Annotated in this window: 31 protein-coding genes; 11 read left to right on the plus strand and 20 right to left on the minus strand. The window is 28.9% G+C overall.

Annotated elements, in window-relative coordinates; translation table 11 throughout:
- Position 1 precedes the first annotated feature (1 nt).
- Both LJY17_RS00440 and LJY17_RS00445 read left to right on the plus strand, forming a co-directional pair.
- The gene (locus LJY17_RS00440) at positions 2–1,273 is read left to right on the plus strand and encodes an O-antigen translocase (protein WP_264541910.1); all 1,272 of its coding nucleotides are present in this window, start codon (positions 2–4) and stop codon (positions 1,271–1,273) included.
- Between the two features lie 207 nt (positions 1,274–1,480).
- Positions 1,481–1,681 (plus strand): hypothetical protein, encoded by a 201-nt coding sequence (locus LJY17_RS00445; RefSeq protein WP_264541911.1) that lies wholly within the window; start codon positions 1,481–1,483, stop codon positions 1,679–1,681.
- A 240-nt stretch (positions 1,682–1,921) separates the two neighbouring features.
- On the opposite strand, the gene LJY17_RS00450 is transcribed toward LJY17_RS00445, so the two are convergent.
- Entirely contained in the window at positions 1,922–3,070 is a 1,149-nt protein-coding gene (locus LJY17_RS00450) for a glycosyltransferase (RefSeq protein ID WP_264541912.1), read from the minus strand.
- A 40-nt stretch (positions 3,071–3,110) separates the two neighbouring features.
- Here LJY17_RS00450 and LJY17_RS00455 point away from each other — a divergent pair, with 40 nt between their 5' ends.
- Together LJY17_RS00455 and LJY17_RS00460 are read left to right on the plus strand one after the other, a co-directional pair.
- The gene (locus LJY17_RS00455) at positions 3,111–4,208 is read left to right on the plus strand and encodes a glycosyltransferase (RefSeq protein WP_264541913.1); all 1,098 of its coding nucleotides are present in this window, start codon (positions 3,111–3,113) and stop codon (positions 4,206–4,208) included.
- Entirely contained in the window at positions 4,209–4,613 is a 405-nt protein-coding gene (locus LJY17_RS00460) for a sugar 3,4-ketoisomerase (protein WP_264541914.1), read from the plus strand.
- Here LJY17_RS00460 and LJY17_RS00465 read toward each other — a convergent pair.
- Together LJY17_RS00465 and LJY17_RS00470 are read right to left on the minus strand one after the other, a co-directional pair.
- Positions 4,599–5,513 carry a glycosyltransferase family 2 protein gene (locus LJY17_RS00465; protein WP_264541915.1) on the minus strand — a complete coding sequence of 305 codons (915 nt, stop codon included), beginning with the start codon at positions 5,511–5,513 and terminating at the stop codon, positions 4,599–4,601. The genes LJY17_RS00460 and LJY17_RS00465 overlap by 15 nt on opposite strands.
- Before the next feature lie 8 nt (positions 5,514–5,521).
- Positions 5,522–6,409 carry a glycosyltransferase family 2 protein gene (locus LJY17_RS00470; RefSeq protein ID WP_264541916.1) on the minus strand — a complete coding sequence of 296 codons (888 nt, stop codon included), beginning with the start codon at positions 6,407–6,409 and terminating at the stop codon, positions 5,522–5,524.
- A gap of 81 nt (positions 6,410–6,490) precedes the next feature.
- Between LJY17_RS00470 and LJY17_RS00475 the strand changes: the two genes are divergently transcribed.
- Positions 6,491–7,306, plus strand: a complete 816-nt coding sequence (locus tag LJY17_RS00475) for a 2OG-Fe(II) oxygenase (RefSeq protein WP_264541917.1) — start codon at positions 6,491–6,493, stop codon at positions 7,304–7,306.
- Positions 7,307–7,308: 2 nt separating this feature from the next.
- Here LJY17_RS00475 and rlmH read toward each other — a convergent pair whose 3' ends face one another.
- Positions 7,309–7,782, minus strand: a complete 474-nt coding sequence (gene rlmH / locus LJY17_RS00480) for a 23S rRNA (pseudouridine(1915)-N(3))-methyltransferase RlmH (RefSeq protein WP_264541918.1) — start codon at positions 7,780–7,782, stop codon at positions 7,309–7,311.
- A gap of 194 nt (positions 7,783–7,976) precedes the next feature.
- Between rlmH and LJY17_RS00485 the strand changes: the two genes are divergently transcribed.
- Together LJY17_RS00485 and LJY17_RS00490 are read left to right on the plus strand one after the other, a co-directional pair.
- Entirely contained in the window at positions 7,977–8,483 is a 507-nt protein-coding gene (locus tag LJY17_RS00485; protein WP_413614501.1) for a hypothetical protein, read from the plus strand.
- A gap of 2 nt (positions 8,484–8,485) precedes the next feature.
- A complete protein-coding gene (locus tag LJY17_RS00490; protein WP_264541919.1) occupies positions 8,486–8,692 on the plus strand; it encodes a helix-turn-helix domain-containing protein in 207 nt (68 codons plus the stop codon).
- A gap of 23 nt (positions 8,693–8,715) precedes the next feature.
- Here the strand turns inward: LJY17_RS00490 and LJY17_RS00495 are convergent, their stop codons facing one another.
- The 10 genes from LJY17_RS00495 to LJY17_RS00540 all read right to left on the minus strand — a co-directional run bounded on the left by LJY17_RS00495 (position 8,716) and on the right by LJY17_RS00540 (position 14,409).
- Positions 8,716–9,129 (minus strand): VOC family protein, encoded by a 414-nt coding sequence (locus LJY17_RS00495; RefSeq protein ID WP_264541920.1) that lies wholly within the window; start codon positions 9,127–9,129, stop codon positions 8,716–8,718.
- A gap of 92 nt (positions 9,130–9,221) precedes the next feature.
- Positions 9,222–9,344 (minus strand): hypothetical protein, encoded by a 123-nt coding sequence (locus LJY17_RS00500; protein ID WP_264541921.1) that lies wholly within the window; start codon positions 9,342–9,344, stop codon positions 9,222–9,224.
- Between the two features lie 273 nt (positions 9,345–9,617).
- Positions 9,618–10,946, minus strand: coding sequence for a serine hydrolase domain-containing protein (locus LJY17_RS00505; RefSeq protein ID WP_264541922.1), 1,329 nt, complete (start codon positions 10,944–10,946; stop codon positions 9,618–9,620).
- A 1-nt stretch (position 10,947) separates the two neighbouring features.
- The gene (locus tag LJY17_RS00510) at positions 10,948–11,385 is read right to left on the minus strand and encodes a MarR family winged helix-turn-helix transcriptional regulator (RefSeq protein ID WP_264541923.1); all 438 of its coding nucleotides are present in this window, start codon (positions 11,383–11,385) and stop codon (positions 10,948–10,950) included.
- Between the two features lie 287 nt (positions 11,386–11,672).
- On the minus strand, positions 11,673–12,161 hold the full coding sequence (locus LJY17_RS00515; RefSeq protein ID WP_264541924.1) for a DinB family protein: 489 nt from the start codon (positions 12,159–12,161) through the stop codon (positions 11,673–11,675).
- A gap of 127 nt (positions 12,162–12,288) precedes the next feature.
- Positions 12,289–12,630 (minus strand): hypothetical protein, encoded by a 342-nt coding sequence (locus tag LJY17_RS00520; protein ID WP_264541925.1) that lies wholly within the window; start codon positions 12,628–12,630, stop codon positions 12,289–12,291.
- A 319-nt stretch (positions 12,631–12,949) separates the two neighbouring features.
- Positions 12,950–13,303 (minus strand): hypothetical protein, encoded by a 354-nt coding sequence (locus LJY17_RS00525; protein ID WP_264541926.1) that lies wholly within the window; start codon positions 13,301–13,303, stop codon positions 12,950–12,952.
- Positions 13,281–13,697: a hypothetical protein gene (locus tag LJY17_RS00530; RefSeq protein ID WP_264541927.1), complete on the minus strand. Its 417-nt coding sequence runs from the start codon at positions 13,695–13,697 to the stop codon at positions 13,281–13,283. Before LJY17_RS00530 ends, LJY17_RS00525 begins: the two co-directional genes overlap by 23 nt.
- Positions 13,698–13,864: 167 nt before the next feature.
- Complete coding sequence (locus LJY17_RS00535; RefSeq protein ID WP_264541928.1) at positions 13,865–14,164, minus strand: type II toxin-antitoxin system RelE/ParE family toxin; 300 nt, start codon at positions 14,162–14,164, stop codon at positions 13,865–13,867.
- A complete protein-coding gene (locus LJY17_RS00540) occupies positions 14,164–14,409 on the minus strand; it encodes a type II toxin-antitoxin system ParD family antitoxin (RefSeq protein ID WP_264541929.1) in 246 nt (81 codons plus the stop codon). Before LJY17_RS00540 ends, LJY17_RS00535 begins: the two co-directional genes overlap by 1 nt.
- 420 nt (positions 14,410–14,829) lie before the next feature.
- On the opposite strand from LJY17_RS00540, the gene LJY17_RS00545 reads away from it, so the two are divergent.
- Positions 14,830–15,804 carry an IS110 family transposase gene (locus tag LJY17_RS00545; RefSeq protein ID WP_264541930.1) on the plus strand — a complete coding sequence of 325 codons (975 nt, stop codon included), beginning with the start codon at positions 14,830–14,832 and terminating at the stop codon, positions 15,802–15,804.
- Positions 15,805–15,857: 53 nt separating this feature from the next.
- On the opposite strand, the gene LJY17_RS00550 is transcribed toward LJY17_RS00545, so the two are convergent.
- The 5 genes from LJY17_RS00550 to LJY17_RS00570 form a co-directional block, all read right to left on the minus strand.
- The gene (locus tag LJY17_RS00550; RefSeq protein WP_264541931.1) at positions 15,858–16,361 is read right to left on the minus strand and encodes a hypothetical protein; all 504 of its coding nucleotides are present in this window, start codon (positions 16,359–16,361) and stop codon (positions 15,858–15,860) included.
- 166 nt (positions 16,362–16,527) lie between these two features.
- Complete coding sequence (locus LJY17_RS00555) at positions 16,528–17,004, minus strand: hypothetical protein (protein WP_264541932.1); 477 nt, start codon at positions 17,002–17,004, stop codon at positions 16,528–16,530.
- Positions 17,005–17,210: 206 nt separating this feature from the next.
- Complete coding sequence (locus LJY17_RS00560) at positions 17,211–17,639, minus strand: carboxypeptidase-like regulatory domain-containing protein (RefSeq protein ID WP_264541933.1); 429 nt, start codon at positions 17,637–17,639, stop codon at positions 17,211–17,213.
- Complete coding sequence (locus LJY17_RS00565) at positions 17,636–18,520, minus strand: hypothetical protein (RefSeq protein ID WP_264541934.1); 885 nt, start codon at positions 18,518–18,520, stop codon at positions 17,636–17,638. Before LJY17_RS00565 ends, LJY17_RS00560 begins: the two co-directional genes overlap by 4 nt.
- Positions 18,521–18,725: 205 nt before the next feature.
- Positions 18,726–19,298 carry a hypothetical protein gene (locus LJY17_RS00570; protein ID WP_264541935.1) on the minus strand — a complete coding sequence of 191 codons (573 nt, stop codon included), beginning with the start codon at positions 19,296–19,298 and terminating at the stop codon, positions 18,726–18,728.
- A gap of 375 nt (positions 19,299–19,673) precedes the next feature.
- Between LJY17_RS00570 and LJY17_RS00575 the strand changes: the two genes are divergently transcribed.
- The gene (locus tag LJY17_RS00575) at positions 19,674–20,648 is read left to right on the plus strand and encodes an IS110 family transposase (protein WP_264541936.1); all 975 of its coding nucleotides are present in this window, start codon (positions 19,674–19,676) and stop codon (positions 20,646–20,648) included.
- Positions 20,649–20,702: 54 nt separating this feature from the next.
- Here the strand turns inward: LJY17_RS00575 and LJY17_RS00580 are convergent, their stop codons facing one another.
- On the minus strand, positions 20,703–21,932 hold the full coding sequence (locus tag LJY17_RS00580; RefSeq protein ID WP_264541937.1) for a Shedu immune nuclease family protein: 1,230 nt from the start codon (positions 21,930–21,932) through the stop codon (positions 20,703–20,705).
- Positions 21,933–22,294: 362 nt separating this feature from the next.
- Here LJY17_RS00580 and LJY17_RS00585 point away from each other — a divergent pair, with 362 nt between their 5' ends.
- Together LJY17_RS00585 and LJY17_RS00590 are read left to right on the plus strand one after the other, a co-directional pair.
- Positions 22,295–23,269, plus strand: coding sequence for an IS110 family transposase (locus tag LJY17_RS00585; protein ID WP_264541936.1), 975 nt, complete (start codon positions 22,295–22,297; stop codon positions 23,267–23,269).
- A gap of 159 nt (positions 23,270–23,428) precedes the next feature.
- Positions 23,429–23,998 (plus strand): hypothetical protein, encoded by a 570-nt coding sequence (locus LJY17_RS00590; RefSeq protein ID WP_264541938.1) that lies wholly within the window; start codon positions 23,429–23,431, stop codon positions 23,996–23,998.
- Positions 23,999–24,075 lie beyond the last annotated feature (77 nt).

Raw genomic sequence — 24,075 nt, forward strand, 5'->3', positions numbered from 1 at the left:
TTTGAAATTTTATCAAAAAATAATTTCTTCAGAACTATTTAAAATTTTTTCTTTAAATGGATTAAATGTATTGACTAAAATTGGAGTTGGGGTTATTAGTTCCAAAATTTTAGCCATCTATGTAGGGCCTTCAGGAATGGCTTTAATAGGAAATCTTAGAAATTTTTTATCGTCTTTTGATAGTATCTCTTCTCTGGGATTTCAAAATGGTATCATTAAATATGTCGCCGAAAAAAAAGACTCTGAGTCTGAATTAAAAAAAATCATTTCTACACTTTTTTTAAATCTTGTAATTCTTTCCTGTCTATTTGGAATTTTACTTTTTTGTTTTGCTGATTATTGGAATTCAATCGTTTTTGGAACTAATAATTTTTCATATTTATTCAAAATATTAGCGTTTTTAGTGCCTTTATACATATCATCTATTTACTTAAATGCTGTTATAAACGGTCTTGGAGAGTTTAAGAAAGTAATGTACATCAATATCATTGGTAATATCATTGGTTTGTTACTAACCTTATTTTTTGTATTGAAATATGATGTGTTTGGAGCGATGTTATCAATAATTGTTGCGCCATCACTACTTTTTTTTGTGAGTTTATATTTTTTATCTGGAAAGTTATCTTTAGGTAATTATATAAACTTCAGATTTTTTGATTTTAAGTTGATTGAAAATTTGTCACATTACTTCCTGATGGCTTTAGTTTCAGGAGTTTTAGGACCTTTGGTGATGTTGTTGATAAGAAATAATCTTATTGAAAACGAAGGGATAGATCAGGCTGGATATTGGGAAGCAATGAGTAGAATTTCATCTTATTATTTACTTTTTATAAATACGCTCCTTACAGTCTATTATTACCCAAGATTAGTTACAGCTCAGAATAATGATGAGACAAAAAGTGTTTTGTTTGATTTTTATAAAAAAGTCTTGCCTTTTTTTGGAGTTGGACTAGTGATATTGTTTCTGTTGAAGAACATTATAATTTCAGTATTGTTTACAGATTATTTTAAACCAGTTTCAGAATTGTTTTTCTGGCAATTAATTGGTGATTTTTTTAAGGCTTTTTCATGGATATTAGCATTACAGTTTTTCGCAAAAAAAATGACTAGAGCATTTATAATTACTGAAATGATGTCTTTAAGTGTTCTCCTTGTTTCTAGTTTTTTATTTATAGAGTATTTTGAAAATGAGGGAGTTGTTATAGCTCATGCCTTTACTTACCTTGTTTACTCTATAGTTTTAGGAATTTATTTTAGAAAAAGCTTGTTTTAATTTGTAAGACATTTATTATGTAAAATTTTAAAGCAAGTAAAGATAAAAAAAAATTATTCTTAGGTTCTTTTGTAAGTAGTAATGCTAAAATTAGTACTGGTTCAGGAGGTGCATCAAGGGTACTACCTAATTCACCAACAACAAATACTAATTTAGGAATTGGTACAAACACACCAAACGGGAAGTTTGAAATAGCTGCTTTAACAAATGGACAAACATTTACCTATTAGTGATTCTTATAAAAAATCTTTATTGTTAAATGTTGGTGCTTTTAGAGATGGATACTGCAGATTGTTAACTTTTGTAGATTTAACTAGTTCTAATATAAATGCTAATCCGTTTTTATTCAAGTTAAATTATATCCAAATCCCAACAATGGAAATTTTGAAGTATTACTTATTGACCTAGAGGAGTAAATGAAATAACTATATACGATTATTTAGGGAAACAGATTCATGCAACCTAAACTCATACAGAAAGTACATATGTAAATTTACCTAACCTAACATGAATAGTGGTTTGTATTTCTTGAAAGTAAGAAACTATAAAGTCACAAGAACAACAAAATTTGTAAAAGATAATCTCTCTGATTATCTAAAATTTAAAAGTTACCTTAAATTAATAAAGGCAAAATACGCCATTGTAGTTTTAGGTAAATTTTTTATTTGTATTCCAAGTACTAATGTATTTTTTGGATATTCCAACATAATTATGTTCCTGTTCTATAAATAATCTAGCATTTTTTTGAATCTTAATAATCTCATTAGGATTTTCAATTAAAAAACTAAGTTCATTTACTAAGTATTCAATATCGTCTTTGGCATGTATAGCAACTTTTTCCGTGAGATTATATCGTTGTACAAAATCATCACCTGCTCCTGTAAAAACTACTTTTCCTTTAGCCATTGCTTCTAGAGCATTATATCCTTGATCCTTAGCATAAATTTGATCTAGTAAAATATGACACTCATTGTAGGAATTAATGTATGTTGCGTAAGGTACACTTCTACTAATGATAACTTTTACTTTATCAGGATATTTAGATTGTATTACTGTTAGTGCCTTTTCAAAATAATCACAACCTTTTTTATAATAGGTTTGATTATTAATTCCTAGAAATATCACAATTTTATCTGTAATGGGATTTTCAGTAAAAATCAATTTATTGATATTTATAGGGTTAGGAATCAATCCTGAAAATCTAGGATGATTTAATAAAGGAAAATAATAATCTAAATCGGAAGCAATTACCCCACAACAATTTTTAAAGATAAAATCATGAAGTTTTTTAAAATCAGGTTGTTTAAATTTTAAAGTATTTTGAAAATTTTTATCTAAAACTTTACCTTCTAAATAAGAAGTCACTTCAGTTTTTAATTCAGGATTTTTAAAATTAAAAGTCACGCTTAGATAATCATTTCCACAAGATAGTAAAAATAGTTTTTGATTATTTTTAAGAAGTAAATTAATAATTTTTATTTCATATTTAGGCACACATAAAAAGCTGTTTTCATTGATTAATTGAACGACATCAAATCCGCTAAATTTGTCTAAATTGTTTTTCACCTGTCTATAGGTAAGATAAGAAGTAATATCAAATCCAGTACATTTTAAAAAAAGTAATTTTAGTTTTTTTAGAATGCCCGAATTCCATTTTCTTTTTATTTTAAAATCAACAGGGTAATTTTTAAAACCATCGTTTAATCCATTAAGTGCTACTTCGTGACCTAATTCTTGTAACCCTTCTTTTAATGAATTATGTAAACGGCTGTATTCTCCTACTAATAATATTTTCATATATTGTTATATTTGTCAAATATATCTACATTTTTTCTTGATGCCTATCAAAAAAACAAAAAAGAAAGTTTTACTAGTAACGACTTCATTGGCTAATGGAGGAGCCGAGCGTTCAACAGCATTGTTGTCTATCTTGCTTACCCAATTAGGATATGAAGTTCACATTACAACGGTTTTAAATAAAATTGAGTTTGAGTATGAAGGACAATTACTTAATTTGGGGTTATTAAAAGAAAAAAATAACACTGTACTAGGTAGAATTAATCGTTTTTTTGTTTTTAGAAAATATATTAAAAAGCATGAATTTGATTATATCATTGATAATAGAACAAGAACTAAAACGGTTTTAGAATTTATTATTTCTAATTTCGTTTATAATTTAAGTCTTCCTATTTATATGGTTCGAAGTGGAAATATTCATTTATATTTTCCTAAAAATAAATTCATCGCCAAAACTATCTATAAAAAAGCATATGCGATTATTGGTGTTTCTAGAGAAATTGAGACTGAAATTAAGTCAGTATTTCATTATATGAATGTAAAAACTATCTATAATCCAATTCATGAACAAATTTTAATGCGACAGTCTTTGGCGCTTGATATTTTGGGGAATTTTATTTTGGCTTATGGCAGAATTGATGACGAAGTTAAAAATTATACATTGTTAATTAATGCTTATGCTAAATCTAATCTACCTAAAATGAGCATTCAACTATTTATCATAGGAGAAGGACAAGATTTAGAGATGTTAAAAGAAAAAGTTTCTCAACTTAATTTATCAGATAAAATTCTTTTCAAAGGAAAACTTGTTAACCCATTTCCGTATGTGAAAAAGGCAATATTTACCACATTAACAAGTAAATATGAAGGATTTCCTAGAGTTATTATAGAATCATTGGCATTAGAGACTCCTGTTGTAACTGTTAATTGTAAATCGGGTCCAGCGGAAATTGTTATCAATGGAGTAAATGGATTATTAGTTGAAAATAATAATCCAGATATTTTAGCTCAAGCAATGAACAGGATGATTGAGGATAAAATTCTTTATGAAAATTGTAAAATGAATGCTAAAGAAAGTATAAAGCATTTATCTTTGGATAATGTGAGTAAAGATTGGCAAAAAATCATTGAAGGATAAATGACAACAATAGAAGATTGTAAATTAATAGAAATACCAAGAATTCAAGACAGAAGAGGAAACCTTTCGGTTATTGAAGGTGATACAATTCCTTTTAACTTTAAGAGAGTTTATTATTTATTTGATGTTCCTAGTGGTTCTAAACGAGGAGGACACGCTCATAAGCAACAATTTGAGTTTCTAATCTCACTTAGTGGTAGTTTTGATGTTGTTTTAAAAGACGGTAAAAATAAAAGAATAATAACATTAAACCGTCCTAATCAAGGTTTACTCATAGCTGAAGGAATTTGGCGTGAATTAGAAAACTTTTCTTCTGGTTCGGTTTGTCTTGTGCTTTCTTCAGGACTTTTTGATGAATCTGATTATATAAGAGAATACAAAGACTTTAAGTTACTTAAAAAATGATTTTTTCCCTAGTTTATTTTGATTTATAATCAAAGCTTTTAATATAAAGGTAGGTAGGTTTAGTAAAACTTTTTTCTTTATTGGTAATTGTTCGTGGTTTATTTGAGAATACATTAAATTAAAATGTTCTTTGTTTCCATAAATTTTAGCTTTTATAGCGTCTGAAAAACGATTGTAATCTAAAAATGTTTTTAACGATAAATTCTTTTGTTCTAAATCTTTAAAAGCACTGTAATTTAAGCTTTTGCCAAAATCTTTAATCTGTCTGGACAATCCTTTTTCGTCATAATTGTATCGAACTAAAATAGAATTGATAAATAAAATAGAGTAGTGTAAGCCTATTCTGATCCAAAGATCAGTATCTTCTCCAGTTTTCATTTTTTCATCAAAATGGCCAACTTTTTCGAAAACAGTCTTATGTATAGCAACCGCCGAAGTAAATAGTATAGATTGTTTTAAACTGGCTTCAAAGTAATTAAATAATTGAGTATTTCTTTCTTGATTGATAGCGTAAACTGCAGGAGAAATTATTTTTGAAGTTTGAATTTCGATGGCACAAGAGAAAACTTTTTGTTCAGAATGATATTGTATTGTATTGTGAAACTGAGTTAAAAATTCAGGATACCAATAATCATCCGCATCCAGAAAACAGATATAGTTTGAACTTGCTTTCTCAATTCCAAAATTTCTTGCAGAAGAGACACCTCCATTCGTTTTATAGAAATACTTTATTCTAGAATCTTTAAAACTTAAAACTTTTGCTTCACTTTTATCTGTCGACCCATCATTTACTATAATGATTTCAAAATCATTGAAAGTCTGATTCAAAACACTTCTTAAAGTACTCTCAATGAATTCTTCTTTATTGTATAGCGGAATAACGACTGAAAAAAAAGGCATTTTTTTAATTATTTTAAGTTACAAATGTATCCTAAACGATATAAATCGAATGCAAGGATACTTGGTTTTGAACTCAATATTCTTTTTTTAAGAAAAGGTTCACTCAATCTAAATAAAAAGGAAATAATAATATTCAGTTTTGATTTGTGAAAAAAATTATAGTTTTTAATTAATGAGTCAAAATTATTTATTCCAGGTTCATTTTTAAGTAATTTAATACGTGAGTCAATGGAATTGATTGATTTATTAAAAAAAACTTCATTGTCTTCCAGACCCAAATGATAAATTGGATTGTCAATATGCTTAATGGTTACTTTGTTTTTAAAAAGTTGAAAAGCAAAATAATTGTCTAATCCATAAATATTATTTGGATATGGATAGTTGTATTTTAAAAAAATATCTTTTTGAATTAAAATATTCCCTGATAATATATTTTTATGAGGAAATTTATTTCGTAAATCTGCCGCTTTTTCTTCTCTTTTTTTTCCATAAGTGTATCTGAATACTTTATTTTTTTGTGTTTTTTTGTTTTCATATGCACATCCACCTATTATAACATCAAAACTATTATCTTTAATTTCATTGATATACTTTTCTATGAAAGAAATATCTTTTGGTATTACATCTGCATCTAAAAAAAGTAACCATTCATATTTTGCATTATTTGCTAAAATTCCTCTCGAAAATGTTCTTCCATTATTGATGTTGCTTTCTGTATATGAACAATTTTCTAAATTGTTGATAGATCTATTTTCTTCAATGATTTTTTTGTTGGTTGAGCAATCATCCAAAACCAATATTTCGTAAAGAATTTCGATACCTTGTGCTTGATTGCTCAGCTCTTTAACTAAGCTCAAAGCACTGTGGTTATAAGTAGGAATAAGTATCGAAATCATATTTGAAATTTATGCTGCAATTTATTTATAATATATTTAAAAATCTATTTTATTAGAATACTATATTTGTAAAAAAAACTTATGACTAGAGAGGATTTGTCGGCATTAATTGTTGAAAAAATAGAGAAAGAAAAAAAGTCTTTGTCAGAAAGTTTTCATAAATCTTCTAATAAAATAGGTTTCTTTTTTTTAGATGATCTTCTTCCTTCACATATTGTAGATGAAATTTATTCTTCATTTCCCAATTCTGAAATAATGAAACTCAAAAAAAGCATTAGAGAGTTTAAATATGTTTCTGCACAAATGGATGAGCTTAACCCTTTACTAGAAGAAATAATATTTGCTTTTCAAGATGAGCGAGTGGTCAAACTTATTGGAGAAATTTGCGGAGTTAACGATTTGCATCCTGACGAAAAGTTATATGCAGGAGGGATTTCGATGATGGGTAAAAATCACTTTCTTAACCCTCATTTAGATAATTCACATGATAAGGATAGAAGTCGTTGGAGAATTTTAAATGTTTTATTTTATGTCTCACCTGATTGGACTATTGAAAATGGTGGAAATTTAGAGTTATGGCCAGATGGATTGAATAATAGTCAAATTACTATTGAAAGTAAATTCAATCGCTTGGTAGTAATGGCAACACATAATAATTCTCTACATTCTGTTTCAAAGGTAGTAGTTGACAAATCAAGATGTTGTGTATCTAACTACTATTTTTCAGACAACCCTTTGTTGCCTTCAGATACTTATCATGTTACTAGTTTTAGAGCTAGACCCAATAATAAATTGACTGATGTATTTTTGCGCCTTGATACAATGATTAGAGGGGGGATAAGAAAAATTGTGAAGAAAGGATTAATAAAGAATCCACATTATTATAAAAAAAAGTAAAACTACTGATGATGGTAAGGCTCGTTTCGCAGTATAGTGAATCCACGATACAATTGCTCTATAAAAAACAAGCGAACCATTTGGTGAGAAAATGTCATAGCAGATAAAGAAATTTTGCCATTTGCTTTTTTATACACTTCTTCACTAAAGCCATATGGACCGCCAATTACAAATACCAGTGTCTTAATGCCTGAATTCATTTTTTTCTGTAATTCTTCTGAAAATGTCACACTTGAAAATGTTTTACCATTTTCATCTAATAAAATAAGCTGATCGGTATTCGATATTTTAGATAGGATTATTTCTCCTTCTTTTTCTTTTTGTTGAGCTTCTGAAAGATTCTTTACATTCTTAATGTCAGGAATTATTTCTAAATCAAACTTTATATAAAAGGAAAGCCTTTTAGTATAATCATCAATGAGAGATTGTAAAGCTTTATTATCTGTTTTACCTATTGCTAAAAGTTTAATATTCATTTCCTTTATTTTCTAGCAAATTTAGCAAGTTAAACATGATTTTACTTTAGTATCAATTTTTAATTTATAAGACTGTGATTAAATGTTTTAAAAATTAATAAAAATTTATTGTTTTTCAATAAAAATTTACTGATATTTGCTTTGTAATTTTACAATTTGCAGTGACGAAATCAAGAACAAAACAAATTTTAAAAGTGATGAATGTTGTTTCGTGGATAATATTCATAGGATTATGTGTAGAAGCGGGATCGTTTATTTTCAATGCAGTTTTTTCTGTATGTATAAATCCTTATGCGGCTCATTATTTTAAATTAAGAGAATTGTTGGATTATGATTACGGTTATTTTATAGTTGTTTTGATCTTTTCATGTATTGCAGCAACGTTAAAAGCAATTCTTTTTTATTTGATAGTAAAGGTTTTGCATGAAAGAAAAATTAATATTGAAGCTCCCTTTACAGAAGAATTGATTAAGTATTTGTCTAAAATGTCGTATGTAATTTTAGGAATTGCTATTTTTTCATTTTGGGGGCAAAAATATTTAGGATGGATAGCTTCAAAAGGAATAAAAATGTCTGATACTGAATTGTTGAGAATTAGTGGGGCAGATGTTTGGTTCTTTATGTTTATTACTCTTTATATAATAGTTCTTATTTTTAAGAGAGGAGTTGAGATGCAATTTGAAAACGAATTAACAATTTAGTTATGCCAATAGTAGTGAATTTAGATGTTATGATGGCAAAGAGAAAAATGTCATTAAACGAACTTTCAGAAAAAGTAGATTTGACGTTATCTAATCTTTCAATATTAAAAACAGGAAAGGCAAAAGCAATACGATTTAGCACTTTAGAAGCTATTTGTAAAGTTTTAGATTGTCAACCAGGAGATATATTAGAGTTTAAAGATGTTTAAAACATCTTTAAACTCTTTTTAAATTATTTTGCAGGTTCCCAAAGTTCAATTTTATTTCCATCTACATCCATAATATGAACAAACTTTCCATAATCATAAGATGCAATTTCGTCAAGTATTGTAACTCCTTTCTCTTGGAGACTTTTAACTAACGATTCGATATTTTGAACAGTGTAATTTACCATGAATTCTTTTTTTGATGGTGCAAAATAGTCACTACCGTTTTTAAATGGACTCCATTGTAATGAATTTATTTCTTCAGGACGTTCTAAATTTCTTGTCTGAAAAGTTGATCCCCAATCGTTTATTTCAAATCCTAAATTTTTTGCATACCATTCTCTTGTTTCTTTTGGATTGTCAGAAAAAAAGAATACACCACCAATACCTGTTACTTTTGGGGTTACTTTACTTGATGAATTGTTTGTTGAGTCTTCCATGTTAATGTTTTTTGTTCTAATTGTTCTATTAAGATTGTAACTAAATATATAAAAAAACTTTAAACTTTATTTGAATGCCTTTTTTATAACTACTACTTTGTGTATGTTTTCTCTTTTTTAATTATTTCGTAAACAAATTCATCAGCATACAATTCTTTCATTTTTGCATATCGTTTTTTATTCTGATTTACTTTTTTAGCTGATTTGTATTTCATTCTATCTCAATCATTTTTTCTTAAAAATCTCGCATCAGAATGTGTCTTTCTAAAGATTCGCTATTCTTGAGGTAAACATACAAGTGATGCTGAATTTAATCTAAAATTCCATTCAATGAATTTCTGTATCGTTTAAAAAAAACTGCTTGCTTTTCAATTCTTTGATTTCTATTATAATAATATTTGTGTTTAATTAACCCAAAGTCTTTTTTAAATTCTTATTCATTATCATAAATTATATCAATATAAAACTACTTTTAGCGGTTTGTGTTTTTATTGATTATCTTTCATTACAGTTTCTTTTACACCTCCTTTAGTCAAAATTATTGAACTATAAACACCTTTCTTGTCTTCAATAAATTCAATTGTTCTGTCGTTATTATCAGCTCTAAAAAATTTTGTTTTTGTTTCTGGTAAAAGCTCCATTTCTGAACTATTGAAATATAATTTACCATTTAATTTGATGATTTTGTTTTTTCCATATTTACCTACATATTTATCATATATCGTGGTATCAATTTTAGTTTGGTAATGTTTATAAGGAAGTTCTACGACTTTTTGTAAAGCAATTGCCGATAACCCATAACCTATAATATGAGAAAAGGATTCATTATTTGAAAGTACAGTTACAAAAATTTTATCATCAGTGTATCGGTTAAATGAAGTCATTGTGCCAAAAAAACCACCGTCATGAGCAATTAGTTGATGTCCATGATTATAAAATGGATTTATCATAAATCCATAACCCCAATTTTCGTTGCTATATGAAGTAAACATTGCCTTTTTTGATTCTGCCGACAAGATTGTAGTTCCATAAAGGGATTTGTCCCATAATGCTAAATCTTCAACAGTAGAATAAACACCATCATGACCAATATTAAACGTCCAATTAATATAAGGATTGTGTACTAGTCCTTTTTCTGTAAGATGATAAACCTTTGCTTTTTTTAGAATTATCGAATCATTATTACTTATTCCTGTGTTTTTCATTCCTACTTTTTCAAATATATTTTTATTTAAAAAATTGGCATACTTTTCACCTGATGCTTTTTCTATAATCTTACCCAATAAGTAATAACCTATATTGCTGTAAGCCGTTTTTGTTCCTGGTGGAAATTCATAAGGAATTTTTTTAATTTCATAATAGGCAGAATCTGCTGAAATAGTACTTATTGCCAACTCCTTAAAACCTAATGCAAGTCCTGATGAATGAGATAATAGCATATGAACTGATACACTATCTGCTTTTGGGTAATCAGGTAAAAATTTATTTAGTTTATCATTTAGTGATAATTTTCCTTTTTCTACCAATATAAGAATAGCCGCAGCCGTAAATTGTTTTGTTACAGATGCCAACTGAAATTTTGTATCAATAGTGTTTTTAACATTCCATTCATAGTCAGCCAATCCGTAGGCTTTTTTTAATAAAATTGAACCATTTTTTGAGACAAGAACAGTTCCGCTAAAATTATTGACATCGACTTGTGCTTGCATATATTTTGCAAGATCAGTTGATATATTTTTTTGTCCAAAAATTAATGTTGGAAGAAAAATGATTATAAAAAACAATCTCGATATAGTTATTTGATGTGCTTTTTTCATTTTATTTTCTACAGTTTGAAAGTATTTTAATAAGTATTTTATCCAATGATTCAATTTCATTGTCTGTTAATCCTTTAAGAGCATCTTGTCTGTTTTTGTTTATTACAGGTGTTAGCAACTGAATTGTTTTTTTTCCTTTCTCTGTTATTTCAAGGTCAAATTTTCTTCTGTCCAATTCGTTTATTTTTCTTGTCAGATATTCTTTTTTTACCATAAGTTCAATAATTCTAGTAATTGAAGTATTGTCTTTGAAAATCATTTCGGCTATTTCTTTTTGAGAATAATGAGGATTTTTATTAAGCACAATTAATAACAAACATTGGTCAACTGTTATATCATTTACTATTTTCCTTATGTTCTTCTGTGAAATTTTTCTATATTCTTTTATTGTTTGTTCAATTGTATAAAGAACGGTTCCTGTTGGATTGTTTTTTGTCATATTAAATTAATTGATACAATTATAATTGATATAAATATAGTTGTTGCGTCAATTATATAAAAATAATTTAACAATTTATTTTAAAACAAGTTTTTTAAATTGAATTATTTAGTGAGGAGGTATTACTGATAACTTTTCAGGGCTTTATGCTAGTGAGGATTTTTAGCACAAACGTTCAATAGAAGTACTGCTGTTCAACCTTGCACAAATGCTCAATCGAGGCGCTTTAGCCCCGCTTTTGGTAAACCCTTGTTAGCGGCAGGCAGTTCTGTAATTAATTGTTTTTTTCATTTAGTTTCTAATGATTTATTGTCTATTGTCAATTTTTTTAATAAGGTAATTTGTCCTAAATGGTAATAACTGTGTTCTATAACTCCTTCAATGTTCCGCAAAAATGTTCCATATTTTTCATCAATAAAAGGCTTGTCAAATTGTTGGTCATCCATTTGTTCTACTCTATCTGCAAACTTTTCTGAATTGGTTAAAAAGTCGGTAACTAATTCATTCCAATCTGTTTCGGAAGTAATTGGTGGAAGGTCAAAACTGTATTTATCGCTAATTTCAAGTTTTCCATTTTCAAAAGCTTTTAATAGTCCTGCCAAATAATAGTTTATGTGGTAAATCAAAGCTGCAATAGTATTTAAATTGCCAATTTTTTGTGTCGCCTGTTGCCAATTTACGCTTTGTATCTGCTCTCTGTAATTTGTGTAGGCAATCCAACGTCCGTTCAGTAAAACTTCTCTTAGTCGGCTCGCAATCATTATATTTCTTGTCATTATGTTTAACGTATTTATTGTTTTCGGCTTCAGCTTAGTCAATCAGATTTTTATTTTGCTGTGTGTTGGTCTTCTTGCAGTTAACGTTCGTTTTGAGGCTTCAAGAACTGGCGAACTTCGTAACCGCTTAATTTTCCACTAAGATAATATTTCTTGTGAAACGTGAACTTGAATTTACTACAAAATTCGCAATTGCGCCAAACGCTTTTTGTGCGTTCGTTTTTTTATTTTTTTTAAACATATTTTCATAGTGTTCAACATGATGAGGAAATTCTTCCTCGTAAAATGGGTAACTTATTCCCAAAATTGAGATTTTGTATCCTTCATCTTTTATACCCGTAATTGCGTTTCCAGCAACTCCTTTTATTTCAAGTCCATGCTGTCTGAATACTTTTAATTCTGATATAACTTGAGTATCAATAAATTCAAATTCTGGGTCGTCAGTATTTATTGCAATATTATTTTTCAAGCAGTATTCTTTGAAGAATTCGTAAGGCGTTTCAATTCCATTGAATTCAATAGTCCAAATGCAACTCCCATTCGTGCGTCTGCTTTTTCGAGTTTTGAAGTTCCAATTTCTTTGTCTCCTAAAACTACTTTATAGGTTTTACAGCTATTTAGTCCTTTTCGTTGTAAAAATCTAAATAATAGTCAGAAGCAAGGCATTCGAATGTCTCGTCTTTAAAAAAGAATATGAAATGTTTTCTGTCCGAATTATCGTTTTGAATTCTCTTAATTGGATTCGGTAATTTTCTATCTAATCCATTTTTAATTTCATAAAATTCTCCTCATTCTAATTCCGTTGGTTTAATTCTATACTGATCATAGTAAAAGCCTTCGTCATTACAAGTATTCATAGAATATTCCGCACAGTTTTTAAATCGGACTTTAACTTTGTCGCCTTGATATTTGTCGAATTGGAAATGATTAAGATAAATATTCATTATTAAGTCAATTCCGTCCACTTTTAATTCAATTTCAGGTGAAACTGGGTCAGCGTTCCAATCTTTTGTTGTTTGGATATAGTCAATTTTTCGAGTTGGAATTTCCTCTACCTTTTTAGTTCCAAATATTTTATTTATCCAACTTAATTTCTTTTGTTTTTCAGGTTGTGGGACGTTATTTTTTATATAAATCTTCAATCTTTGAGTATTTTTTCTCCACAAAATATTCTAAATATTTAATTGAATCGTTAAGGTTTAATGACCAAAAATCATCAACAACCATTTTTTCAGATTCTCCAAGAAGGCCAAACAACACTTTAACTTTTTTTGGACGGTTATACCACAAAGAAAACATAAGCTTATTTTGGTCGTCATACATAGCGGTTAAACAAAAACTTTGTCCATTTTCAATGCATTTGAAATCTATTGAAGGATTATAGTAAACCTTTTCTCCAAGGGATTTCATGAAATTCAATTTTTCTTCCCAAGGATAATTTTGGGCAATTTCAAGCACTTCTTCTTCTGATAAATGTTGATTTTTATAATCGATTTCCTTTTTCTCGGGATGGCAGATAGAATACGTAAATGTCATGTTTTACAGGGTTTTAAATAATGTTGCATAACGTTTCGCAGCTTGGCGACAGTAGCGAAGCCAGCGAAAGATTTATTTTCTGTTAAAGATACACATTTTCGTAAAGAAAATTTAGAATTTAGAGCAAATTAGCTATTGCGCCAAACTGCTGTTGTGCGTAGCTCTTGTTATTCAGTTAATTGGTTTTCAATATCCATTTTTTCATGTAAAACTCTAATGATTTCTATTTCATTAGTTTTTGTTTTCTTGAAAAAAACTAAGTGAGACTTTACTTTTGAACATCTGTAATTTTTTCTGACGTTTCCAAAGTCACGAGCCATTTCAAAATTATCAATGATATATTCAATTTCGTCAAGAATTAGATTATAGTAGCGGTCAGCTTGCTCGATTGACCAGGTTTCTGCTGTGTAAATCCAGATTTTGTTAATGTCATCAAGAGCTTTCTCGTTAATTATATATTTTGACATTATTTTTGAAAGTTCGCTTTAAGCTGTTCAAGATTTTTGTTACGGTCAAAATTTCTAATCTTAGCACTTTTCTCTCCGATTTTAAGTTCGTTTATTAAAGATTTTGTTCTGTTCTCTTCTTGTTCAAAAACTCTCAAAGCAGTTCTAACCACTTCACTTACAGAATTATATTTTCCAGAAGCAATTTGCTCATTGATGAAGTTTTCAAAATAATCACCTAACAATATTGAAGTATTTCGTGCCATCGTTTTTAATTTTTATCAAATATACCAAGTTTTGGTATTTCTGCAATTTTTTTTAACGATTTTTTTGAGGTCGCTGGGCGAGTTACGCACAACGTTCCGCGGCTTTACGCAGTGGCGGGACGTTTATTGATTAGTTGTAAATGTAAACAAAAATTCCAACTTAGTAATTTCCGGCGAAGAAAACAGAAATGGAGCCATTGCGTAAAACCGCCTTAAGTTTACTATTGATAAATTTATATTATAAACAGAAAGAACAAAAGAGAGGAGTAAGGTTTACGATAACCGCAGGAACTTAAGATTCCGTCAACAGTGATAATCCCCTCTCTTTTCTACTTAAATTTCGAACAGTTCTGTGAGATTTAATCTCGATTTTAAGGTGATGAAAAGCAAGTAGTCTGTCCTTTCCAAAAAAAATTTGTTATGAGTAAAGATAAAAAAACATTTGGTATTGACATCAGTAAAGACACATTTGATGTTTATGATTGTTCGGGTAATTATTATCAATTCTCTAACAATTTAAAAGACTTTTTAAAGTTTTTGAAATTGTTGGATGCCACTTCCCATTGTGTCATGGAGGCAACGGGCTATTATCATTATCAATTGGCATATTTTTTAGTAGATCATCATATTGCAGTATCGGTAGAAAATCCGTTATCGATAAAGCGCTTTATTCAAATGAAACTGAGTAGGGTAAAGACGGATAAATCAGATGCTAAGATGATTTGTTTGTATGGTCAGCAACAAGAGCTTCCCTTATGGTTTGGTTATTCAAAATACCAGACACAATGTTTGCAAATGTTGAGATTATTAGACACTTATACCAAGCAAAGTGCTGCTTTAAAGAATAAAATACAAGCAGAGGAGGTATTGGGTAATCCTTGTAAAATAGTGGTTAGTTCATTAAAGAAGATTCTAAAACATTTACAAAAAGAGATTGGTTTGCTGGAAGCAGAGTTGTTGGTTTTGGTCAAATCAGAACAACAAGAGATGTTGACTAAGGTAGAGAGTATTCCAGGAATTGGACGTAAAACAGCGATGATGCTTTTAGTTTTAACAGATGGTTTTAAACGTTTTGAGGACAGTTCACAATTGTGTTCATTTTGTGGTTTAACTCCAGTAATTAGGCAGTCAGGAAGTAGTATAAAAGGAAAGGTTAGGATAAGTAAAGTTGGTAATTCCAAACTCAGAAATTTACTGTTTATGTGCAGTTTTACTGCTTGTAAATGCAATAAAGCTTGTAGGGAACTTTATGAACGAATAGTTAACAAAGGAAAAAGCAAGAAACTAGCTTTAATAGCGGTATGCAACAAGCTTTTAAAACAAGCATTTGCAATAGCAAAGTCAGGAGTAGAGTACAATGAAAACTATAGAAGTAAACTAGTAGTTAAAAACTAAAAATAAATCATTTTTTATTTGTTTTTAAGCACAGTTCTTTGTTAGCAGACGTTCTAGAGTGGTTCACGCCCATAACTTCGTGAAGTAAAGATATATCCAGCAGAATCTAAATAAAGTCTTGAAATTTTTGATGTTGCATATGACTTAAAAACGTCATCATTAAGCTTATTTAATTCTTCGGTTACTAATGGTTTAAAAACAAACCCAGGTATATTAAAAACAACATCATTTTTAAATTTCGCATATTCCTTATCAATCAATTCTATGGATTTCGCACGATTTGCTTTTTGGAGTTTTAATTCAAATTTTTCAAATTCGGCAAAAAGATTTTCTAACTTTTTGGTTTCGACAGAAGTTTGTTTATTTTCTTCTAAATTTATTGAATATATCGCTGAGAGCAAACCGTGAAATTCTCTTTTATTAGCGAGTGTCAACTCTTTTGACTGCTCTAAAAGCAAAGCATTTGAAAAATTAATTTCTCTTTTTTGACAAGCAGAAATAATTAGTAATATAAAAGTCAATAATAAAATTTTCTTGATACTAAATAGATTTTTCATGGTGAGGTTTTAAAGAATGTCTGCTAACGTTTTGCGGCTTGCTCTCAGTGGCGTTGAGCCAACACCAAGCCATTACAAATATAACAAAACATTCCATTTAGCAGCGGATTTTCCGTAGGAAAATCCGGAAGTAGCCATTGAAGCAAACCGCTGTTAGCGGTAGTTTTTATTTATATCTTTTCCAATCTGAGAAAAAACTAAACGGCACAAATCCGAGATTTTTCAGTTTCGTTTCAATTTCGCTTTTAATTTCCTTATAATTTGATAAATGAAATTCTGAAATGTGAACTAAAGTTTTATTATTCTTTACTAAAAATAAAACTTCGTAGTTTCCGCTTTTAGAAGTCTCAATTGTCGTTTCAAAACCGTCTAAATCTTCAAGTCTAATTTTTTTTTCTGATTGCAAAATATTTTTCACAACAATTTCACGATTGGATAAGTCCAAAGAAATTACTCTTCTCAATGTTCCAACAAAAAGCCAGAAACAGGTAATTAGCATAAGTGAACCTACAAATAAAAACTTGAAATTGTAATTTTCTCCGAAAGCTTCTTTTCTGTTGAAGAAAAGATAGATTGGTAAAATTAGAGTTGGAATTATTAATCCCACAAAAAAATATGCTCGATACGAAAATTTAGATTTCATTTTTGTCTTAAAAATTGCCTTAGATTCTTAGATTAGCCACATTTTTGGTAAAATTACCGCTAACGTTCTGCGGCTTGCTCTCAGTGGCGTTGCACCAACACCAAGCCATTACAAATATAACAAAACATTCCATTTAGCAGCGGATTTTCCGTAGGAAAATCCGGAAGTAGCCATTGAAGCAAACCGCTGTTGTGTGCTGTTTTTTTTTAATCAAAACAATCATAAATTCCTTTTTTTTCTTTCTTCAATATTTCTTTTTCGAGTTTTCGATAGTATCTTCGATTTTTTTTAAATGTTTTTCTTGATTCCCAAACATCAAAATCTTTTGACCACAAAAAAATTTTATAGCAATTTTTATCAGTAATTAATATTTTTTGTTCATCATATCCAAGAACACTAAAAATCAATTCATCACCTTCTTTTACCTCTATTTGAAATTTTCCGTCTTTGTCTGTCTTTGTTTCTCTTACTCTTCCATCTGTATATATTAAAATATCTGCTTCAAATACTGGAATTTGAGTTTTTATGTAAGAAACACTTCCAAAAACAAAAACTTTAATTGTTTTAGTTTTAATATTTTGCCCAAAAGACAAAATGCTAAAAAGGAAAAATGATATGTAAAGTAGTTGTTTCATTTGTTATTGTAATATTCTTGTTGTTTTTTGAGTTCTTTCCAATATGGTGTTAGAAAATATTCTTCGCCATATTCTGAAATTAAATAGGTTTCTTTACTTAAATGACTCATTCCATAACAATACAAATCAAAGTCAATATTAAATAGCTTTTTCAAATATTTTTTGGTTTTGTTAAGTATTTTCCAATCACTAACAGTAAAATCATCAAAGCCTTTTCCTGCCATACCTGTATTATGAATTATTTTTAACAAATCTTCTCTTATTTTCAAATGTTCTTTTAAAGTAAATTTTGAATTGTCTATAATAAATTCCTTTTTTTCTTCTAAATCAAAATAATTCAAAATATTTCCTAATTCATCATATCTGACTTTGTCAATATTTCCTTTTTTATCAAAAAACCAAATTGTTTTAGCTAGTTTTGAATATAATCGCTTAGGTTTTCCATTTTGATAATAGTAAATATCTAATACTTCTTCATCTCTATTGTAGTTTTTAATGTTTATTACTTTCTCTTTTAAATCTTTTTTAATTTTAATCCTTTTAAAAATTATTTTTTGATTTTGATAAACATAATTGGTAAGACTTGCAAGTTCTATATATTCATTTAGTCCATATTCATCTTCATATAATCTTGTTCTGTATTTCTCGATATCAAAACTACATTTAAAAGTTTCATTCTTTTCTTGGGAAAATCCATTGAACGTAAAAACTTCCATTGAGTCTTTTTGGGTTTGTTTGCTTTTCTCCAATATTTCAAAGAAATCAGGGGTTTTTAGATATGATTTATATGGTTTAAAACTCTCTTCAGTACCTATTTGCGTTTGAGCAATAGTATTAAAAAAAGTCAAAAGCAAAATTGTACTTAAAAAAAACTTTTTCATAAAAAATTTTATAAAATAAACACTAAAAATAAACCAAAAGTTGAATTTGTTCTATAGGTTCTATAAAATAGCACACAACGTTCCCGCGCTTGGCGTCAGTTGCGAGCTTCGGAACGAATTATTTTCTATCAAAGATAATATTTCTTGCGAAACGTGAACGTGAATTTACCACAAAATTCGCAATTGCGCCAAACGTGTGTTAGCACTAGTTTTTTAATTTAGATTTCAAATTTTCTATTTTCTGGCTTAAATCTTTTTTTTCAAAATCGCTCATCTTTCTCGCTAATTTATATTTCTCGCAAAACTTGTCAAGATTGTTACTTAATTCAGACGTTTCTTTAACAGATTTCTCAATTAACAAAAGTCCTTCTTTTAGTTTTTCTGCATCGAATATTTCGTTTTGATTTGGTTCATTTAAGTGTTTTATAATTGGAAGAATAAAACTATCAAGTATTTTTTCAACTGTTTCCAAATATTTAATTGTACTTTCTTTAAGTTTTATTTCATTGTCAACTTCAACTAATTCATTCAAAAATTCATTTTGAGCTTTCAAAGTTTTTTTACAATTGTAATATTCGTTCATTGATAAGTTATCTATTTCTCCATCGTTTAAAAGAATATTTATTTTTTTGATTAATGGATTTATACTATTACTTACATTTTCTATCGAATATTCAACTGAATTTTTTAAATATAAATTTTCGCTATTCTTTTGTTGCGAACAACTTGTATTAGTTGTCAACGCAAATAAAATGAATAATATTATTGAACTTTTCATGTTTTTAAGTTGTTAAATTCTCCGTTCGCTGTAAAATTAGTGCTAACGTCCCGTGGCTTTGCGAAGTTTGGGATAAGTTTTCCCAAAACTAACGATTTAAGATTAAGTTTACAAATACAAAACCAACTTTAAATTAAGCCTTAAAGCCCAAATTGCGCAAAACCACCTTAAGTTTACAATTGATAAATTTATATTATAAACAGAAAGAACAAAAGAGAGGAGTAAGGTTTACGATAACCGCAGGAACTATAGATTCCGTCAACAGTGATAATCCCCTCTCTTTTCTACTTAAATTTCGAACAGTTCTGTGAGATTTAATCTCGATTTTAAGGTGATGAAAATCAAGTAGTCTGTCCTTTCCAAAAAAATTTTGTTATGAGTAAAGATAAAAAAACATTTGGTATTGACATCAGTAAAGATACATTTGATGTTGTAGATTGTTCAGGTAATTATTATCAATTCTCTAACAATTTAAAAGACTTTTTAAAGTTTTTGAAATTGTTGGATGCCACTTCCCATTGTGTTATGGAGGCAACGGGTTATTATCATTATCAATTGGCATATTTTTTAGTAGATCATCATATTGCAGTATCGGTAGAAAATCCGTTATCGATAAAGCGCTTTATTCAAATGAAACTGAGTAGGGTAAAGACGGATAAATCAGATGCTAAGATGATTTGTTTGTATGGTCAGCAACAAGAGCTTCCCTTATGGTTTGGTTATTCAAAATACCAGACACAGTGTTTGCAAATGTTGAGATTATTAGACACTTATACCAAGCAAAGTGCTGCTTTAAAGAATAAAATACAAGCAGAGGAGGTATTGGGTAATCCTTGTAAAATAGTGGTTAGTTCATTAAAGAAGATTCTAAAACATTTACAAAAAGAGATTGGTTTGCTAGAAGCAGAGTTGTTGGTTTTGGTCAAATCAGAACAACAAGAGATGTTGACTAAGGTAGAGAGTATTCCAGGAATTGGACGTAAAACAGCGATGATGCTTTTAGTTTTAACAGATGGTTTTAAACGTTTTGAGGACAGTTCACAATTGTGTTCATTTTGTGGTTTAACTCCAGTAATTAGGCAGTCAGGAAGTAGTATAAAAGGAAAGGTTAGGATAAGTAAAGTTGGTAATTCCAAACTCAGAAATTTACTGTTTATGTGCAGTTTTACTGCTTGTAAATGCAATAAAGCTTGTAGGGAACTTTATGAACGAATAGTTAACAAAGGAAAAAGCAAGAAACTAGCTTTAATAGCGGTATGCAACAAGCTTTTAAAACAAGCATTTGCAATAGCAAAGTCAGGAGTAGAGTACAATGAAAACTATAGAAGTAAACTAGTAGTTAAAAACTAAAAATAAATCATTTTTTATTTGTTTTTAAGCACAGTTCTTTGTTATAGGCAGTTTTTATTTATCTATTTTTATAGTATCCAAAAGATTTTTGAGCCTTTCTAACAACTCATCATACAATACAAATTCAATATCTTTTAAACTCTCTCTTAAGTTTTTAAAATGATGCTTTTTCTTTTCAGTATCTAATTGACTAGTTGTGCCAATAACTATTATTGCTCTTGGATTAATAATATTTACTTCTAAACCTTCTTCGGTTTCTGTTTCAGTTTCTGTTTTGATTGCTTTTGAGTAACTCAAAGCATTCTCTTTTGCTTTTTGTAAATAATCTGAAGCTTGAGCAATCACCATTGAAACATCTTTGCTCCAATACCATGTTTTGTGGCTTTTGTCATATTGAATCAATTCTGTTCCACTTTTTTTGAGTTCATAAAAATCAATATATCCATAAATATCTACTAAAACTAAATCTGGAAATTTAGTAAGTCCGGTTGCAATGTTTTTATAATTTATTTTGTGAACATAACGACTATCAAAAAGAGTAATATATTCATCAAAAAACTTTTGCCATTCGCTTTCTGCAGGATTATCTTTTAAAAGCTTTTCATATTTTAAGATTATTTCATGTAAAGTGAGGATTTGAGCATTTTTGAGTAATCCCGCTGTCATTTTTTTTATAATATGACCAGCTTTAAATTTTCTCGCCGCTTTAACATAGAAATCCCCAATTTGTTGAATTTCAGAAGCAGTTAATTTTTCGATTAGCTTATCGTTTAAGTTTCTTAATATTAAATCTTTATTATTATTTGTTTCTTGAAAGTCAAAATTGATTTTTGGAAATGCTTGAACTATCAAGTTCTTAATCAATATTTTCTTTGTGTCATTGCAAGCTCTTTGTTCTTGGTTTATTGAAGTTAAAAGACTTTCAACATCGTCGTAATTTAATATTAATGACTTTCCCGATTTTGATGATGGTTTGGTTTCGCTCAAAACAATTTTATCTATTTCAGCACTAGTAAAATTGAATTTAAAATAGTTGTTGAAACTTTTTTCCTGAAACCCATATCCAAAAGCACCTAAAAAACTTGGAATTTCATGAGAGTTTTCAACGACAATTTTTTTTATCGTAGTTCCTTCAAATTCGTATTCAATATTGTTTTTCACATATGAGTAAATTAGAATTTTTTTAGCATCGGCGTCTTCTTTACTCTGTCTGTAAATTTTTTTTGTTGTACCAGTTTCTTCCTCGAAAAGTAATAACTTTTCAGTTTCTTTAACCTGTTTCATTTAATTGTGGTGGTGTTTAAAATTGCCTATAACGTCCCGTGGCTTGGCAGTCCGTTGTGGTTTCGTGACTAATTTGTTTTCCGCTAAGATAAGATTTTCCAGCGGAAAATCGGCAAACTACTTAAACAGCAACCCACAATGGCGCCAAACCACCTTAAGTTTACAATTGATAAATTTATATTATAAACAGAAAGAACAAAAGAGAGGAGTAAGGTTTACGATAACCGCAGGAACTATAGATTCCGTCAACAGTGATAATCCCCTCTCTTTTCTACTTAAATTTCGAACAGTTCTGTGAGATTTAATCTCGATTTTAAGGTGATGAAAATCAAGTAGTCTGTCCTTTCCAAAAAAATTTTGTTATGAGTAAAGATAAAAAAACATTTGGTATTGACATCAGTAAAGATACATTTGATGTTGTAGATTGTTCAGGTAATTATTATCAATTCTCTAACAATTTAAAAGACTTTTTAAAGTTTTTGAAATTGTTGGATGCCACTTCCCATTGTGTTATGGAGGCAACGGGTTATTATCATTATCAATTGGCATATTTTTTAGTAGATCATCATATTGCAGTATCGGTAGAAAATCCGTTATCGATAAAGCGCTTTATTCAAATGAAACTGAGTAGGGTAAAGACGGATAAATCAGATGCTAAGATGATTTGTTTGTATGGTCAGCAACAAGAGCTTCCCTTATGGTTTGGTTATTCAAAATACCAGACACAGTGTTTGCAAATGTTGAGATTATTAGACACTTATACCAAGCAAAGTGCTGCTTTAAAGAATAAAATACAAGCAGAGGAGGTATTGGGTAATCCTTGTAAAATAGTGGTTAGTTCATTAAAGAAGATTCTAAAACATTTACAAAAAGAGATTGGTTTGCTAGAAGCAGAGTTGTTGGTTTTGGTCAAATCAGAACAACAAGAGATGTTGACTAAGGTAGAGAGTATTCCAGGAATTGGACGTAAAACAGCGATGATGCTTTTAGTTTTAACAGATGGTTTTAAACGTTTTGAGGACAGTTCACAATTGTGTTCATTTTGTGGTTTAACTCCAGTAATTAGGCAGTCAGGAAGTAGTATAAAAGGAAAGGTTAGGATAAGTAAAGTTGGTAATTCCAAACTCAGAAATTTACTGTTTATGTGCAGTTTTACTGCTTGTAAATGCAATAAAGCTTGTAGGGAACTTTATGAACGAATAGTTAACAAAGGAAAAAGCAAGAAACTAGCTTTAATAGCGGTATGCAACAAGCTTTTAAAACAAGCATTTGCAATAGCAAAGTCAGGAGTAGAGTACAATGAAAACTATAGAAGTAAACTAGTAGTTAAAAACTAAAAATAAATCATTTTTTATTTGTTTTTAAGCACAGTTCTTTGTTAACCGCTGCTACTTATTTCATTTTTAAACAAGTTGATTTGAAGATTGTTTTTAGTGTAAATATAAAGGAAGATTGTTTTGTTATGTATATTTGCAATCTATTAAAAACCAATATTAATGAATAGGAGAGAAAGAAGAAATAGAATCTTTAGACCACAACAGCAAGGTGAAGTTGTAGTAGATTCTGAAGCTTGGCACGAGAATTGCTCTTCTAATAATGTAAGACATCATACTAATTTTGTTGAAACACTTCAAGTAGAGTTTTGGTATGATAAACATTACTGGGATAGGTTACACAAGGGTGATGGCGATGGAGAAAGAGAAGGTATAGAGTTTGAATTTGTTGAGCCACTAGTTATTAAGTCATATAAGTATCTAATGTATTATGCTTTAAAACATAGGGATTTATTATTTGTCAATCATCCACCACCTAAAGATAGAAGGAGAAATTTAAGAGTTGTATTAAGACAAAAGTTTGATGATAAAGAAACACTAAATGTAGTAGTTGAATATCACTTTATTAGTTTAAATAAACTTGAAGTAACTATCGTTACTGCAATGAGTAAAGAAGGATTTAATTTAGGTGATAATCAATATGCAATAGAGTTTATAGATGATGATTCAACTCTTTATCGACTTGTTAATTCTAAAGTTGTTGAAGTGGATAGTTATAGAGCAGAAGAATAAGAAACTTATAACGATAGAAAAAAATTATTCATATGTGTAATACTATAAGATAATAGTATAGATAATATAGTAGTTAA

This window comes from Flavobacterium hankyongi (genome assembly GCF_036840915.1).
GTDB lineage: Bacteria > Bacteroidota > Bacteroidia > Flavobacteriales > Flavobacteriaceae > Flavobacterium > Flavobacterium hankyongi.